The 16,220-nt window shown below is 69.4% G+C and carries 10 protein-coding genes; all 10 read right to left on the reverse strand.

Features of this window, described 5'->3' with window-relative positions; translation table 11 throughout:
* Positions 1-41 precede the first annotated feature (41 nt).
* Positions 42-3,920 (reverse strand): DNA-directed RNA polymerase subunit beta', encoded by a 3,879-nt coding sequence (locus HOQ23_RS17085; RefSeq protein ID WP_172216080.1) that lies wholly within the window; start codon positions 3,918-3,920, stop codon positions 42-44.
* A 92-nt stretch (positions 3,921-4,012) separates the two neighbouring features.
* Positions 4,013-7,477, reverse strand: a complete 3,465-nt coding sequence (locus HOQ23_RS17090) for a DNA-directed RNA polymerase subunit beta (protein ID WP_172216082.1) — start codon at positions 7,475-7,477, stop codon at positions 4,013-4,015.
* Positions 7,478-7,726: 249 nt separating this feature from the next.
* Complete coding sequence (locus tag HOQ23_RS17095) at positions 7,727-8,494, reverse strand: DnaJ domain-containing protein (RefSeq protein ID WP_172216084.1); 768 nt, start codon at positions 8,492-8,494, stop codon at positions 7,727-7,729.
* Positions 8,491-9,114 carry a hypothetical protein gene (locus HOQ23_RS17100; protein WP_172216086.1) on the reverse strand — a complete coding sequence of 208 codons (624 nt, stop codon included), beginning with the start codon at positions 9,112-9,114 and terminating at the stop codon, positions 8,491-8,493. Before HOQ23_RS17100 ends, HOQ23_RS17095 begins: the two co-directional genes overlap by 4 nt.
* Positions 9,075-10,355 carry an MlaD family protein gene (locus HOQ23_RS17105; protein WP_172216088.1) on the reverse strand — a complete coding sequence of 427 codons (1,281 nt, stop codon included), beginning with the start codon at positions 10,353-10,355 and terminating at the stop codon, positions 9,075-9,077. Before HOQ23_RS17105 ends, HOQ23_RS17100 begins: the two co-directional genes overlap by 40 nt.
* Positions 10,352-11,788: an MCE family protein gene (locus tag HOQ23_RS17110; protein WP_172216090.1), complete on the reverse strand. Its 1,437-nt coding sequence runs from the start codon at positions 11,786-11,788 to the stop codon at positions 10,352-10,354. The genes HOQ23_RS17105 and HOQ23_RS17110 overlap by 4 nt, the downstream gene beginning before the upstream one ends.
* Positions 11,785-12,927 (reverse strand): MCE family protein, encoded by a 1,143-nt coding sequence (locus HOQ23_RS17115; protein ID WP_216654358.1) that lies wholly within the window; start codon positions 12,925-12,927, stop codon positions 11,785-11,787. Before HOQ23_RS17115 ends, HOQ23_RS17110 begins: the two co-directional genes overlap by 4 nt.
* Positions 12,927-13,916 carry an MCE family protein gene (locus HOQ23_RS17120; protein ID WP_172216094.1) on the reverse strand — a complete coding sequence of 330 codons (990 nt, stop codon included), beginning with the start codon at positions 13,914-13,916 and terminating at the stop codon, positions 12,927-12,929. Before HOQ23_RS17120 ends, HOQ23_RS17115 begins: the two co-directional genes overlap by 1 nt.
* Positions 13,913-14,947, reverse strand: a complete 1,035-nt coding sequence (locus tag HOQ23_RS17125) for an MCE family protein (RefSeq protein WP_172216096.1) — start codon at positions 14,945-14,947, stop codon at positions 13,913-13,915. The genes HOQ23_RS17120 and HOQ23_RS17125 overlap by 4 nt, the downstream gene beginning before the upstream one ends.
* Positions 14,944-16,218, reverse strand: coding sequence for an MCE family protein (locus tag HOQ23_RS17130; protein ID WP_172216098.1), 1,275 nt, complete (start codon positions 16,216-16,218; stop codon positions 14,944-14,946). The genes HOQ23_RS17125 and HOQ23_RS17130 overlap by 4 nt, the downstream gene beginning before the upstream one ends.
* Between the last annotated feature and the right edge of the window lie 2 nt (positions 16,219-16,220).

Consider the following 16,220-nt stretch of genomic DNA (forward strand, 5'->3'; position numbering starts at 1 on the left):
GAGGGAGCGGGGCCGTCTCGTGACTGCGAGGACGCGCGAGATCAGTTCTGGTAGGAACCGAAGTCGAAGTCGTCCAGGGCGACCGCGGCGCCGGCGGTGCCGCCGAACTCGTAGTCGTAGGAGTCGTAGCCGGTGACGGAGTACGCCGCGGCGCGGGCCTCCTCGGTGGGCTCCACCCGGATGTTGCGGTACCGCTCGAGGCCGGTGCCCGCCGGGATCAGCTTGCCGATGATCACGTTCTCCTTCAGACCGCGCAGCGAGTCCGAGCGGCCGTGGATGGCAGCGTCGGTGAGGACGCGGGTCGTCTCCTGGAAGGAGGCGGCCGACAGCCACGACTCGGTCGCCAGCGAGGCCTTGGTGATGCCCATGAGCACCGGGCGACCCGAGGCCGGCTTGCCGCCCTCTGAGACCACGCGGCGGTTCTCCTCCTCGAAGATCACGCGGTCCACGAGGTCGGAGGGCAGCAGGTTGGTCTCGCCCGACTCGATGACCGTCACCCGGCGCAGCATCTGCCGGACGATGATCTCGATGTGCTTGTCGTGGATCGCCACGCCCTGGCTGCGGTAGACCTCCTGGACCTCGTCCACGAGGTGCTCCTGGGCCTTGCGCACACCCAGGATCCGCAGGACGTCCTGCGGGTCCGGGGTACCCGAGGTCAGGTGGTGACCGACCTCGACGTGCTGGCCGTCCTCGATGTTGAGGCGCGAGCGCTTCGAGACGGGGTACTCCTGGACCTCGGAGCCGTCGTCGGGGGTGAGGATGACCTTGCGGGCCTTGTCGGAGTCCTCGATCTCGACGCGACCGGCGGCCTCGGCGATCGGCGTACGACCCTTCGGGGAACGGGCCTCGAAGAGCTCGACCACGCGGGGCAGACCCTGGGTGATGTCGTCCGCGGAGGCCACACCGCCGGTGTGGAAGGTACGCATGGTCAGCTGCGTGCCGGGCTCACCGATGGACTGGGCGGCGATGATGCCGACCGCCTCACCGATGTCGACCAGCTTGCCGGTGGCCAGCGAGCGGCCGTAGCACTTGGCGCAGGTGCCGGTGCGGGCGTCGCAGGTCAGCACGGAGCGGACCTTGACCTCCTCGATGCCGGCCGCGATCAGCTCGGCGATCTTGACGTCGCCGAGGTCGTCGCCGGCGGCGGCGAGGAGCTCGCCGGTCTCCGGGTGGGCCACGTCGACGGCGGCGGCACGGGCGTACGCCGCGGTCTCGGCGTTCTCGTGCTTGACCACGGTGCCGTTCTCGAGGCGCTCGCCGATCCGCTTGGGCAGACCGCGCTCGGTGCCGCAGTCGTCCTCACGGATGATGACGTCCTGCGAGACGTCCACCAGACGACGGGTCAGGTAGCCCGAGTCGGCGGTACGCAGCGCGGTGTCGGCCAGACCCTTGCGAGCACCGTGGGTGGAGATGAAGTACTCCAGGACCGAGAGGCCCTCACGGAAGTTCGCCTTGATCGGGCGCGGGATGATCTCGCCCTTCGGGTTGGCCACGAGGCCACGCATGGCGCCGACCTGGCGGATCTGGTTGTAGTTACCGGACGCGCCCGAGTTCACCATCATGTGGATCGGGTTCGTGTCGACGAACGCCTTCTCCATGGCCTCACCGACGCGCTTGCCGGCCTCGGTCCAGATCTCGACGAGCTCCTGGCGACGCTCGTCGTCGGTGACCAGACCGCGCTCGAACTGCTTGAGCACCTTCGCGGCCTTCGCCTCGAAGTCGGAGAGGATCTCCTTCTTGTCCGGCGGCGTGGTGACGTCGTCGATGGAGACCGTGACGCCCGAGCGGGTGGCCCAGTGGAAGCCGTTGTCCTTCAGGGCGTCCAACGAGGCGGCGACCTCGACCTTGGTGTAGCGCTCCGCGAGGTCGTTGACGATCGCGCCGAGCTCCTTCTTGCCGACCTTGTTGTTCACGTAGGCGTAGTCGGCCGGAAGGGTGTCGTTGAAGATCGTGCGGCCCAGCGTGGTCGGGAGGACCAGCGGCTGGCCGGGCTCCCAGCCCTCGGGGGTCTCGAAGCCCTTCGGCGGCACGAGGTCGCGCAGGCGGATGTTGACCTTCGACTGCAGCGAGATCTCGCCGCGGTCGAACGCCATGATCGCCTCGGCCTGGGAGACGAAGGAACGCCCCTCGCCCGGCTGGCCCTGACGGTCCTGGGTCAGGAAGAACAGGCCGATGATCATGTCCTGGGTAGGCATGGTCACCGGACGGCCGTCCGACGGCTTGAGGATGTTGTTCGTCGACAGCATCAGGATCCGGGCCTCGGCCTGCGCCTCGGCGGACAGCGGCAGGTGCACCGCCATCTGGTCACCGTCGAAGTCGGCGTTGAAGGCCGTGCAGACCAGCGGGTGCAGCTGGATGGCCTTGCCCTCGATCAGCTGGGGCTCGAAGGCCTGGATGCCGAGGCGGTGCAGCGTGGGCGCACGGTTCAGCAGCACCGGGTGCTCGGTGATGACCTCTTCGAGCACGTCCCACACGACCGGGCGGGCGCGCTCGACCATGCGCTTGGCGGACTTGATGTTCTGCGCGTGGCTCAGGTCCACCAGGCGCTTCATCACGAACGGCTTGAACAGCTCCAGCGCCATCTGCTTGGGCAGACCGCACTGGTGCAGCTTCAGCTGCGGACCCGACACGATGACCGAACGGCCCGAGTAGTCCACGCGCTTGCCGAGGAGGTTCTGGCGGAAGCGACCCTGCTTGCCCTTGAGCATGTCGGAGAGCGACTTCAGCGGCCGGTTGCCCGGGCCGGTGACCGGGCGACCACGACGGCCGTTGTCGAACAGCGAGTCGACGGCCTCCTGGAGCATCCGCTTCTCGTTGTTGACGATGATCTCCGGCGCACCGAGGTCGAGCAGGCGCTTGAGGCGGTTGTTGCGGTTGATCACGCGGCGGTACAGGTCGTTGAGGTCGGAGGTCGCGAAGCGGCCACCGTCCAGCTGCACCATCGGACGCAGGTCCGGCGGGATGACCGGGACGGCGTCGAGGACCATGCCCTCGGGCTTGTTGCCGGTCTTGCGGAAGGCGTCGACGACCTTGAGGCGCTTGAGCGCGCGGACCTTCTTCTGGCCCTTGCCGTTGGCGATGGTGTCGCGCAGCGACTCGATCTCGGCGGGGATGTCGAAGTCCTGGAGGCGCTTCTGGATCGCGGTGGCGCCCATGTAGCCCTCGAAGTACTTGCCGAACCAGGTCTTCATCTCCCGGTACAGCATCTCGTCGCCCATGAGGTCCTGGACCTTCAGGTTCTTGAAGGTGTTCCAGACCTCGTCGAGACGGTCGATCTCGCGCTGCGAGCGGTCGCGCAGCTGCTTCATCTCGCGCTCGGCGCCGTCGCGCACCTTGCGGCGCTGGTCGGCCTTCGCACCCTCGGCCTCGAGCTGGGCGAGGTCCTCCTCCAGCTTGCGGCTGCGGTCCTCGAGCGCCTGGTCGCGGCGCTTCTCGAGACGCTCGCGCTCCATGCCGACCTTGCCCTCGAGGGAGGACAGGTCGTTGTGGCGCGCGTCCTCGTCGACCGAGGTGATCATGTAGGCCGCGAAGTAGATGACCTTCTCGAGGTCCTTCGGGGCCAGGTCGAGCAGGTAGCCCAGACGGCTCGGGACACCCTTGAAGTACCAGATGTGGGTGACGGGCGCGGCCAGCTCGATGTGGCCCATGCGCTCGCGACGCACCTTGGAACGGGTCACCTCGACGCCGCAGCGCTCGCAGATGATGCCCTTGAAGCGCACGCGCTTGTACTTGCCGCAGTAGCACTCCCAGTCCCGGGTGGGACCGAAGATCTTCTCGCAGAAGAGGCCGTCACGCTCGGGCTTGAGCGTGCGGTAGTTGATGGTCTCCGGCTTCTTGACCTCGCCGTGGCTCCAGGTGCGGATGTCGTCCGCGGTGGCCAGGCCGATCTGAAGCTGGTCGAAGAAGTTCACATCGAGCACGGTGGCTGTTGTCCTTCGTTAGTTCTCGAAATCAAAGCTGAGGACTGATCGGCCCCGGGCCGGCGGCGGTGGCCGCCGGCCCGGGTGCTCGATCAGACTTCTTCGACGCTGTTGGGCTCGCGGCGCGAAAGGTCGATGCCGAGCTCCTCGGCGGCGCGGAAGACGTCCTCCTCCGCGTCGCGCAGCTCGATGCGCGAACCGTCCTGGCTGAGCACCTCGACGTTGAGGCAGAGGGACTGCATCTCCTTGACGAGCACCTTGAACGACTCCGGGATGCCCGAGTCGGGGATGTTCTCGCCCTTGACGATCGCCTCGTAGACCTTGACGCGACCGGGCACGTCGTCGGACTTGATCGTGAGCAGCTCCTGCAGGGCGTAGGCGGCGCCGTACGCCTCCATCGCCCAGACCTCCATCTCGCCGAACCGCTGGCCACCGAACTGGGCCTTACCGCCCAGGGGCTGCTGCGTGATCATCGAGTACGGACCCGTGCTGCGGGCGTGGATCTTGTCGTCCACGAGGTGGTGCAGCTTGAGGATGTACATGTAGCCCACCGAGACCGGCTCGGGGAACGGCTCGCCGGAGCGGCCGTCGAAGAGCCGGGCCTTGCCGGTCTCGTCGATCAGGCGCTCGCCGTCGCGGGTCGGGATCGTCGCACCCAGCAGGCCGGTGATCTCGTCCTCGCGCGCACCGTCGAACACCGGGGTCGCGACCTTGGTGTTCGCCTCGGCCTTGTCGGCCTGGATCTTGATCAGGCGCTGCTTCCAGGCCGAGTCCTCCGGGTCACCGGAGAGGTTGATGTCCCAGCCCTGCTTGGCCAGCCAGCCGAGGTGGAGCTCGAGGATCTGGCCGATGTTCATGCGTCGCGGAACACCGAGCGGGTTCAGGATCACGTCGACCGGGCTGCCGTCCTCCATGAACGGCATGTCCTCGACGGGGAGGATCTTGGCGATGACGCCCTTGTTGCCGTGACGACCGGCGAGCTTGTCACCGACCGAGATCTTGCGCTTCTGGGCGACGTAGACGCGGACCAGCTGGTTCACGCCGGGGGGAAGCTCGTCGCCGTCCTCGCGGTCGAAGACCCGGACGCCGATGACGGTGCCGGACTCGCCGTGCGGGACCTTCATCGAGGTGTCGCGCACCTCGCGCGCCTTCTCACCGAAGATCGCGCGGAGCAGGCGCTCCTCGGGAGTGAGCTCGGTCTCGCCCTTCGGCGTGACCTTGCCGACCAGGATGTCGCCGGTGGTGACCTCGGCGCCGATGCGGATGATGCCGCGCTCGTCGAGGTCGGCCAGCATCTCCTCGGAGACGTTCGGGATGTCCCGGGTGATCTCCTCCGGGCCGAGCTTGGTGTCGCGGGCGTCGACCTCGTGCTCCTCGATGTGGATCGAGGTGAGGACGTCCTCCTGGACCAGGCGCTGGCTCAGGATGATCGCGTCCTCGTAGTTGTGGCCCTGCCACGGCATGAAGGCCACGAGGAGGTTGGTGCCCAGCGCCATCTCGGCGTTGTCGGTGCACGGACCGTCGGCGATCGGGCTGCCGGCCTCCAGGCGCGCGCCCTCGTCGACCAGCGGTCGCTGGTTGATGCAGGTGCCCTGGTTGGAGCGGCGGAACTTCGCCAGGCGGTAGGTGGAGTAGGTGCCGTCGTCGTTCATCACCTCGATGGCGTCGGCGGACACCTCCTTGACCACACCGGGCTTCGTCGCGGTGACGACGTCACCGGCGTCGACGGCGGCGCGGTACTCCATGCCGGTGCCGACCAGCGGGCTGTCGGACCTGATCAGCGGGACGGCCTGACGCTGCATGTTGGCGCCCATGAGCGCGCGGTTGGCGTCGTCGTGCTCGAGGAAGGGGATCAGGGCCGTCGCGACGGAGACCATCTGGCGCGGCGAGACGTCCATGTAGTCGACCTCGTCGGCCAGGATCTCGGAGACCTCGCCGTCGCGCTGGCGCACCAGCACGCGCTCCTCGACGAAGTTGCCGTCGTCGTCCATCGCGGCGTTGGCCTGCGCGATGACGTAGCGGTCCTCGTCGTCGGCGGTCAGGTAGTCGATCTGGTCGGTGACCCGGCCGTTCTCGACCTTGCGGTACGGCGTCTCCACGAAGCCGAACGGGTTGATCCGGCCGTAGGAGGCCAGCGACCCGATCAGGCCGATGTTCGGGCCTTCCGGGGTCTCGATCGGGCACATGCGGCCGTAGTGCGACGGGTGGACGTCACGGACCTCCATGCCGGCACGGTCGCGGGAGAGACCGCCGGGGCCCAGCGCGGAGAGGCGACGCTTGTGCGTCAGGCCCGCGATCGGGTTGGTCTGGTCCATGAACTGCGAGAGCTGGGAGGTTCCGAAGAACTCCTTCAGCGCAGCCACGACCGGCCGGATGTTGATCAGCGACTGCGGCGTGATCGCCTCGACGTCCTGGGTCGTCATCCGCTCGCGGACCACGCGCTCCATGCGGGCCAGGCCGGTGCGGAGCTGGTTCTGGATCAGCTCGCCGACCGTGCGCATGCGGCGGTTGCCGAAGTGGTCGATGTCGTCGGAGGAGATGTCCAGGGTGCCCTGGGGGGTCTCCAGCTGCTTCTGCCCGTCGTGCAGCGCGACGATGTAGCGGATCGCGGCGACGATGTCGTCGATGGTCAGCGTCTGCTGGTCGAAGGCCTCCAGCAGGCCGAGCTTCTTGTTGATCTTGTAGCGACCGACCTTGGCCAGGTCGTAGCGCTTGGGGTTGAAGTAGTAGTTGTTCAGCAGCGTCTGCGCGGCCTCCTCCGTCGGCGGCTCGCCCGGGCGCAGCTTGCGGTAGATGTCGAGCAGCGCGTCGCGCTGGGTCTCGGTGTTGTCCTTCTCCAGCGTGAGCATCATCGACTCGTACTGGCCGAACTCCTCGCGGATCTGCTCGTTCGTCCAGCCGAGGGCCTTGAGCAGCACCGTGACGTTCTGCTTGCGCTTGCGGTCGAGGCGCACGCCGACCAGGTCGCGCTTGTCGATCTCGAACTCGAGCCACGCACCGCGGCTCGGGATGAGCTTGCCGGTGTAGATGTCCTTGTCGGACGTCTTGTCCACGGAGCGCTCGAAGTAGACGCCCGGGCTGCGGACCAGCTGGCTGACCACGACACGCTCGGTGCCGTTGATGATGAAGGTGCCCTTGTCGCTCATGAGCGGGAAGTCGCCCATGAAGACCGTCTGGCCCTTGATCTCACCGGTGTCGTTGTTGGTGAACTCCGCCGAGACGTAGAGCGGCGCGGAGTAGGTGAAGTCCTTCTCCTTGCACTCCGCGACCGTGTACTTGGGGTCGTAGAAGACCGGGTTCTCGAACGAGAGCGACATCGTCTCGGAGAAGTCCTCGATCGGGGAGATCTCCTCGAAGATCTCCTGCAGACCGGACTTGTCCGAGACGTCCTCACCCTCGGCGCGCCGGCGCTCGAGAGCGGCCTGGTGGCGCTCGTTGCCGATCAGCCAGTCAAAGCTGTCGGTCTGCAGGGAGAGGAGCTGCGGGACCTCGATGGGGTCCTGGATCTTGTTGAAAGAGATGCGGCGGGGGTTACCGGAGGTGCTGCGCGTGGCCAACAGGTTTCCTTCGACGGAATCGCACGGTGAGACGCGCCGCCCCCCACTAGGTCATCCAACCGGGCAGGAGACAAGCATTTGAGGGCAGGCGCAAAGCGCTACACTACCTGACAAATAGGCTCGCGGCAATGCCAGCAGCCACCTGTCGCATGATCCTGACGAAGATCATGCGGGGCCAGGTCGCGAAGGTCAAGCAGGCTCTCCCCAGGCGAGTCCCGTGTCGCCCATCCTACGACGCTTCCACGACGCTCAGGCGCGGGTCTTGAGACCGGCGACCAGCCACTGGTCGTCGGTGCGCTCCATCGTGACGGTGACCCAGTACTTGATCGTCGAGGGCTGCTTGCGCCTGGCGTTGGTCGTGGCCTGGTCGAGCAGCACGAACACCTCCACCCGGTCCTCCCCCGCGCGCACGATGCCCGAGCGCAGCACGCTGGTCTCCACGACCGTGCCGGTGCGGGGCGCGTTCTTCGCCATCACGCCCTCGAAGAACTGCTCGTACTCCTTGCGGTAGCCGGGCGTCAGGTAGGAGGTCGCGGCGGCGCGCGAGGCCTCCAGGTCCGCGGCGTCGTAGGACAGCACCGGCACCACCGCGGTCTCGGCGGCGACGCGGGCGGCTCGGGTCGCGTCCTCGACCTCGGAGTCCGCCGGCACGAGGAACCACAGCCAGGAGGCGGCAGCGAGCGCGAGCGCGGCCAGCACGCCGACGAGCGCCAGCAGCCAGGCGGGCACCGCGCGCGTGCCCACCGCAGGCGTCGCGGGCTCCGGCTCGGCGGTCCCCGAGGCCACGGTGGTCCCGCCGGTCTCGGTGGCCTCGGCTTCCCGGACCGCGTCGTACGCCGCGCGCCGGTCGGGGTCGAGCAGCACCTCCGCCGCCTGGCTGAAGGTGCGGAACCGGCGATCGGTCGGGTCCAGGTCGGCGATCGCGGCCTTCCACGCGGCGCGGATCTCCGCCGTGGTGGCGGAGGGCTCGACGTCGAGCAGGTCGTACCACGAGGGCGTGCTCGTCCCGGTGCTCACTTCTCGGCCTCCGATGCCTGGTTGAAGTCGTCGACCAGCCAGTCGCCGTCGACCCGCACCAGGTCGACCACCACCCGGAACAGGTCCGAGCGGGCCGGGACCTGCTTGCCGCGCGCGTTGCGGAATGTCGAGGTGATCTGCCCGGTCACCAGCGCCACGGCCGAGTCGTCGTCGATGGTCTCGACGCCGAGGCCCAGCACCTCCGCGCTGCGGCTGACCCCCTGCTGGGAGACCAGCTGCTCGGCGACCGTGACCGTCTCGTCGAAGCCGGCCATGAACTTCGGGGTCGCGACCTCCTCGACCAGGGTGCGGTACTCGGTGAGGCGGCCCTCCTCGTCGAGCTGGTCGGGGCCGTAGGTCTGCCCGCGCAGCATGAACTGCCGGGTCTGGGCCATCACCCGCTCGCGCTCGTGCTGCACCGCGTCGGCCGCGCTCTCGCGGCCCGGCAGGGCACCGGGACGGTCGGCGAGCAGCCAGGCGCTCAGGACGCCGGCGACGAGCAGGACCACGACGAGGACCGCGAGCAGGACGACCCGGAACCGCGCCGTGGGGGTGGGCGCGTCGGTGCTCGGGTCGTGCGTCAGTCCCGGGTCAGGGGCTGGAGGAACAACCACTTCCACGACTCCTCTCCTAGGGATGCGGGTGCGACCGTGCCACCGCCGTCGAGGCGTGCGGCGCGGGCGCCCCACGCGGTGCGGCCGCTCTCCGGGTCGTACGCCGCGACGGGGGCGCGGCCGTAGTCGGTCGGCGCGCGGGGGGCGAGGTTCTGCGGCCCGCGCGCGTTGGTGCGGGTCGCCGGCTCGGTGCAGCCGGCCTCCATGTTCATCGGCCGGTTGGTGCCGTCCTGCGGGATGCGCCGGTCGGTGCTCTCGTAGCCCTGCCGACAGGCCGGCTGGGTGGTCAGCACCAGTCCGAAGTGGGCGTCGTACAGCCCGGTGTCGGGCGACTTGGAGACGACGGTGAAGCCGCCCTCCACGACGTAGGGGTAGACCACGAGCAGCTGCTCGATGCCGGCGAGGTTGGCCACCGCCACGTCGCCGGTGGTGCGCACGTTGTTGATCAGCTCGCCGAGCTGCACGCCGTTGTCCTCCAGGAATCGGCGCAGCTCGGAGGCCGCCACCGCACCGGAGTCGATCACCCCGCGCAGGTCGGCGTCGGCGCCGGCCAGGGTGCCGCTGAACCGGGACAGGTCGCGGGCGAAGGTGCGCAGCGCGCTCTCGGAGTCCGCCTGCCCGCGCAGCACCGTGTTGGCGTCGCGGATCAGGTTGGTCGTGAGCTCGAAGTTGTCGTCGGCGGTCTCGATGAAGGAGGTGCCGGTGTCGATGATGCGCTGCAGGTCGCGCCCGGTGCCGTCGAAGGCCGCCCCCAGCTCGTTGACGGTCGTGCGCAACGCCTTGCGGTCCACCGAGGAGACGGTGCGGGCGAGGTCGCCCAGCAGCGTCTCGGTGGCGATCGGGGTGCGGGTGTCCTTCGCCTCGATGCGCGACTGCTCGGTCAGGTAGGGGCCCTCGTCGGCCTGCGGCTGGAGCTCGACGTACTGCTCCCCCACCGCCGAGCGGTTGCCGACCACGGCCAGCGCGTCGGCGGGGATCTCGTCGTGGTCCTTGTCCACCGACAGGTGCACCTCGACGCCCTTGTCGGTCAGCTCCAGGCGGTCCACCGACCCGACCTGCACGCCGCGGTAGGTGACCTCCGCCCCGGCGAAGATGCCGCCGGAGGTCGTGAAGTGGGCGACCACCGTGTAGGTGTCGTCGATGAAGAGCCGGTCCAGGCGCGCGTAGCGGGCGCCGACGTAGGTGACGCCGACCAGCGTGATGATCACGAACACCAGCAGCTGGATGCGGGTACGACGGGTGATCACCGGGTGCTCCCCTCGGTCGCCAGGTCCTCGGCCACCAGCCCGGGGAGGAGCAGGTCCACCAGGGCCGGGTCGAACGCGCCCCGCAGGTCGCCCACCGTGAGCCCGCTGCGCGGGCCGGCGGGCCGGGCGTCGCCGGTGACCGTGCGGCTCAGGCCGATGGCGCCGAGCAGGTCGTCGAGCGGACCGATCCCGGTGTCGGGCAGCCCCGGCACCTGGTTGAGCAGGCGGCACACGACGGTCTCCCGGTTCTTGGGCTTCAGGCACTCCTGCTTCAGCTTCAGCACGCCGCCGATGTTGGTGCGCACCTCCTCGCAGGCCGGGCTGTCCAGCCGGCCCGAGCCGATGCACTTCACCACGTTGCTCACGATGTTGACCGGGTTCGCGTCGCTGGGCAGCAGCGGCGGCACGCCGTTCTCGTCGATGCCGAGGCTGAGGTCGATGTCGAGCTGGACGGAGAGGTTGGTGTAGTCGCCGAGGTGGAGGTTGCGCGCGACCTGCGGGTCGCGGCCGACCACCTCGTCGACGAACGGGTAGGTGAGGAACACGTGGAAGGCCTCGACCAGGCCGTCACCGGAGTTGGCCAGCTCGGTCAGCACAGGCTGGAGGCGGCGCACGGTCGCGATCGTGGACTCCTTCGACGCCGAGATCACCTCGACGCCCACGTCGCCGAGCTCGTCGAGGGCCTGGAGCATCCGCACCAGGTCGCCGCGCTGGCCCTCGATCGAGGTGAGCGCGCTGGGCAGCTCCTCCAGCGTCGCGTCGATGGTGTCCTGCTGGGAGCGGACCTCGCGGGCCAGCCGGTCCAGGGACTCGATGGCGCGCACGATGTCGGCCTTGTTGTCGTCGAGCTCGCCGGCGAAGTCGTCGACCTGGGTGAGCACCGAGCGGGCGGCGTCCTCGCGCCCCTCGAGGGCCAGGTTGAGCTCCTGCGCAATGGTCTTCAGCTGCGCGACGCCGCCCCCGTTGAGCACCAGGCTCAGCGCGCCGAGGACCTCCTCGACCTCCGGGTTGCGCCCGGAGCGGGCCAGGCCGATCGTGTCGCCGGACTCCAGCGGCTCGCTGCTGCCGCCGTCCGCGGGGGCGCTCAGCGACACGAACTTCTCGCCCAGCAGGCTGGTCTGGCGGATCTCGGCCACCGCGTCGTCGGGCAGCTCGGTGTCCCCGCGCAGCTCGACCACCACTCGCGCGTGGTAGCCGTCGAGCTCGACCTCCTTGACCTGCCCGACGCTGACGTCGTTGACCTTCACCGTCGACTTCGGCACCAGGTCCAGCACGTCGCGGAACATCACCGTCACGGTGATCGGGTCGTCGCCGACGTCGGTGCCGCCGGGCAGCGGCAGGTCGTAGATGTCGGCGTCGCAGCCGGTGAGCAGCAGCGCGCCGAGCACCGCGGCCGCCACGGGACGCAGGAAGCGCCTCGCTCGAGAGGTCACCGGGTCACCTCCACCAGTCCGCCGAAGCTGGGGTCGACCCGCTCCTCGCGGGCCGCGCCGGCGGCGCCGGGCTTCGTCAGCGCCCCGGGCCGGGGCAGGATCGAGTCGATCAGGTCGCACAGGGTGCCGGTCTTGTCGACCTGGGCCACGAAGCTGCACAGCAGCAGGCCGGGGTCGGAGACGATCTCGTTGGCGAGGTTGCCGAGGTTGGCGTTGGTGTCGAGGGTGCCGGTCTGCGGGTTGTAGGCGAGGAACAGGTTGTTCAGCGCCAGCGGGCCGGCCCGGAGGACCTCGTCGAGGGCGTCGCGCTGCTTGACCAGCACCTTGGCCACCCGGTTCAGGCCGGTGACGTTGCGCCCGAGGCTCTCGCGGTTCTCCCGCACGAACACCGACACCCGGCCGAGCGCGGTGGACAGGTTGCCCAGCGCCGCGGACAGCTCCTCGCGCTCGCCCTCGAGCATCGTGGAGACCTCGGCGAGGGAGGTGTTGAAGCGGCGTACCGTCGTGTCGTTGCGCGCCAGGGTGCCGATGAAGGACTCCAGCTCCGCGGCCGAGCCGAAGAGCTCCTCCTTGTTGTCGTCGAGGGTCTGGCTGAGCTCGCCGAAGTCGCGGATGGTCCGGTTGAGCTGGGCCCCCTGGCCGCCGAAGTTCTCCGCCGTGGTGCGCAGCAGGTCGCTCAGGGCGCCGTCGGCGTTGGCGCCGGTCGGGCCGAGCGCGACGGTGAGCTCGTCGATGCTGGCGTAGATCTGGTCCAGCTCGATCGGCGTCGCGGTGCTGTCGACCTCCAGCGTGGCGCCGTCCTCGAGCACCGGTCCGCCGTCGTGGACGGGGGTGATCTGGATGTAGCGGTCCCCCACCACCGACGGCGCGACGATCACGGCCTGCGCGTCCTCGGGCAGCGAGACGTCGGCGTCGTAGTGGATGTGCACCTCGACCTCGGTGCCCGACGGGGTCACCGAGTCGACCTTGCCGATCGGCACGCCGAGCACCCGCACGTCACTGCCCTCGTAGATCGAGATGGCGCGCGGGAACTTCGCGGTCAGGGTGCAGGTCTCCTCCCCACCCAGGATGGTGAGGGCGAAGGCGAGGGCCAGCACGGCGACCACCAGGGGCGCGACCGCGCGTCGCAGCAGGCTCATCACAGACCACCCCCGACGCCGCCGCCGTTGGCGAGGTCCGGGATCGGCGGGAGGTTCTGGATGTAGGTGTCGAACCAGGGGCCGGTGCCGAGGGTGCTGGCGAAGACCCGGTAGAACGGCGCCATCAGCCGCAGGCTGTTGTCGATGTTCTCCTCGTTGCGCGTCAGCACCTCCACGACCTGCTCCAGCTGCGCGAGCGCCGGGCGGAGGTCGGCCCGGGTGCTGCGAACCAGGCTGGTCAGCGATCGCGACAGCTCGGTGGTGGAGACCAGGAGGTCGTGGATCGCCTCGCGGCGGCCCACGAGCGAGGCGAACAGGACGTCGGCGTCGCGCATCAGGGCGACCAGGTCCTGGTCGCGGTCGTCGAGGACCGAGGAGACCCGCTTGAGGTTGCCGAGCAGCTCGTTGATCTGCTCGTTCTTGTCCGCGATGTTGGTCGACAGCGCCGAGACCCCGGCCAGCGCGGCCCGGAACTCGTCGGGAGTGTTGCGGGTCAGGTCCGACAGCGTGGTCAGCGAGGCCGCGAGCTGGTCGGTGTCGATCGCAGCGGAGGTCTCGGCGAGGCCCTCGAAGGCCTCGACCACGTCGTACGGCGAGGTGGTGCGCTCGACCGGGATCTCCCCGCCGGCCTCGAGCTGGCCCTTGCCGACCGGCTCGAGGGCGAGGTACATCGCGCCCAGCAGCGTCTTGACCCGGATCGTGGCCCGGGTGTCGCGGCCGAACTCCGCGCTCTCGTCGATGCGGAACGCGACCCGGACGTGGCCGTCGTCGAGCTCGATGGACTCCACCTTGCCGACCCGGACGCCGGCGATGCGGACCTCGTCGCCCGGCTTCAGCCCGCCGGCCTCGGCGAACGCGGCGTAGTACGTCGTACCGCCGCCGATGAGCGGGAGGTCCTGCGCGCGGAACGCGCCGAGCAGGAGGGCGGCGAGCACGACGAGGCTCACGGCGCCGATGACGACGGGGTTGCGCTCACGGAACGGCTTCATCCGAGGTCACACCTCTCCGAGCCGACGTGGTAGTTGACGTGGGGCGCGATGCCGCCGGGCAGGCGGACCCGGCCCTCGAGGTGGCACAGGTAGAAGTTGAACCAGGAGCCGTAGATGGCGGTGCGGCCGATCTTCTCCAGCTTGATCGGCAGCACCTGCAGCGCCCGGTCGAGCTCGCCCTTGTTGCGGTTGATGTTCCCGGTCAGGCGGCGCAACTGCTTGATGTCCTCGGTCAGCGGCGCCTCGATCCCGGTGACCAGCCCGGCGGTCTCGACCGAGAGCGCGGAGATCTGGTCGAGGGAGTCCAGGATCGCGCGCCGGTCGTCCTTGAGCCCGCCGACGAGGGTGCGGAAGTTGATGATGAGCTCGGAGAGCTGGTCGTCGCGGTCGCCGAGGTGGTCGAGCACCTGGTTGAGGTTGGTGATCAGCGAGGTGATCACGTCGTCGCGCTCGGCCAGCGTGCTGGTGACCGAGGCGGTGTGGCCCAGCAGGCTCTCGAGGGTGCCGCCCTCGCCCTGGAAGACCTGGACGATCTCGTAGGAGAGCTTGTTGACGTCGGAGGGCGACAGCGCCTGGAACAGCGGCTTGAAGCCGTTGAACAGCACCGTCAGGTCCAGCGCCGGGCTGGTCCGTTCGACCGGGATGGTGTCGCCCTCATCGAGGGGCTCGGTGTCGCCGACACGGTCCTCGAGGGCGAGGTAGCGCTGGCCGACGAGGTTGCGGTAGCGCACGGTGACGTGGGTGGACCCGCTCACCGTGGCGTCCTCCTCGACGGTGAAGGTGACCCGGGCCCGCGCGCGGTCCACGACCTCGATGTCCCCCACGGTGCCGACCTTCACGCCGGCGATGCGCACGTCGTCGCCCTTGTTGACGCCGGTGACGTCGGTGAACTCCGCGCGGTACTCGCGGGTGTCGGCGAAGGACAGGTTGCCGATCATCACGATCAGCACCGAGGTGGCCAGGGCGGTGACGACCATGAAGACGACCAGCTTGGCCAGGTCGGCACTGGTACGGCGGTCCAGCAGCTTCATCGCAGCGTCACCTCCGCACCGCGCGCCATCGGGGCCAGCAGCAGCACGCCGAGGTCGTCGACGTCCTCGGTCGGGGTGGCGGTGGCGGCGCCGAGCAGCTCGCGCAGCAGGGCGTCCTCCTCGAGGGTGCCGCTGACGCCGTCCCCGCCGAAGCCGGTGGGCGCGCGCATGGTGCCCTTGCCGGTGGGCTCGTCGACGCCGTCGTCCATGTTCGGCTGGCTGCGCAGCGGGTTGTCCTGGCTGCCCGGGGAGTCCGGCAGCCGCAGGCAGGTCGGGCCGCGGTCCTCGCCGAAGCGCGGGGCGTCCTCGGCGGTGTAGGGCCGGGGCTGGTTGGGCAGCAGCTCGAGGACGATGTGCAGGGTGTAGCCGCGGAACGCCTCGGCCTGCCGCTCGCCGGCGCCGACGATGCCGTTGATCAGGCACGGGAAGCCGGGGCTGTACTTGGCGAGCAGGCCCACGAAGTCCTTGCTGACCTCGCCGAGGCGGATCAGGTTGTCGCCGTTGTCGGCCAGGAAGGTGCGGGCCGTCCCGGAGAACGCCGTGACCTCGGTGAACAGCCGGGTCACCTCGCTCTCGCGCTCCTCCAGCGTGCCGGTGGTGGTGATCGTGTCCTGCAGGATCTCGGCCACCTCGGGGAGCACGTCGGTGTAGATGTCGGAGACCTCGGCGGTCAGACGGAGGTCCTCGATGAGCGCGGGGATCTGCGGGTTGAGCCGGGTGAGGTAGGCGTCGAGGGTCTCGAGGGTCTGCCCGACCTGGTCGCCGCGCCCCTCGAGCGCGGTCGCCAGCGCGTTGAGGGTCGCGTTGAGCTGCGCCGGCTGCACGGTGCGCAGCAGCGGGTAGAGGTCGGCGAGGACCTCCTCCACCTCGGTGGCCACCTCGGTGCGCTCGATGACCGCCGCCGGCCGGATCGGCTCCTTGGCCGGGCGGGCCGGCACCTCCAGGGAGACGTACTTCTCCCCGAAGAGGGTCTTCGGCACGATCGAGCCGGTGACGTTCGCCGGGATCGTCTCCCGCTCGCCGGGGTGCAGGCCCAGGGTCAGCTCGGCGCCGTCGGCGGTCACCTCGGCGTCGAGCACCTCCCCCACGATCACGCCGCGGATCTTGACGTCGGCGCGCTGCGGGAGCTGCAGGCCGATGTGGGAGGTGCGCAGCGTGACCTCGTCGTACTCGGCGAACTTCTTGGTGAAGACCGCGTAGGTGAGGTAGACGCACGCGAGGAGCAGCGCGAGGAACACGATGCCCAGGAGCTTGGTCTGACGCAGGATCATCG

It is taken from the genome of Nocardioides sp. zg-DK7169 (assembly GCF_013155365.1).
In the GTDB taxonomy this organism is placed as follows: Bacteria; Actinomycetota; Actinomycetes; order Propionibacteriales; family Nocardioidaceae; genus Nocardioides.

Bases quoted from the DNA above. Each gene is read 5' to 3' on its own strand.
- HOQ23_RS17115 (WP_216654358.1), bottom strand. From the start codon at position 12,927: ATGAGCCTGCTGCGACGCGCGGTCGCGCCCCTGGTGGTCGCCGTGCTG.
- HOQ23_RS17120 (WP_172216094.1), bottom strand. From the start codon at position 13,916: ATGAAGCCGTTCCGTGAGCGCAACCCCGTCGTCATCGGCGCCGTGAGC.
- HOQ23_RS17125 (WP_172216096.1), bottom strand. From the start codon at position 14,947: ATGAAGCTGCTGGACCGCCGTACCAGTGCCGACCTGGCCAAGCTGGTC.
- HOQ23_RS17130 (WP_172216098.1), bottom strand. From the start codon at position 16,218: ATGATCCTGCGTCAGACCAAGCTCCTGGGCATCGTGTTCCTCGCGCTG.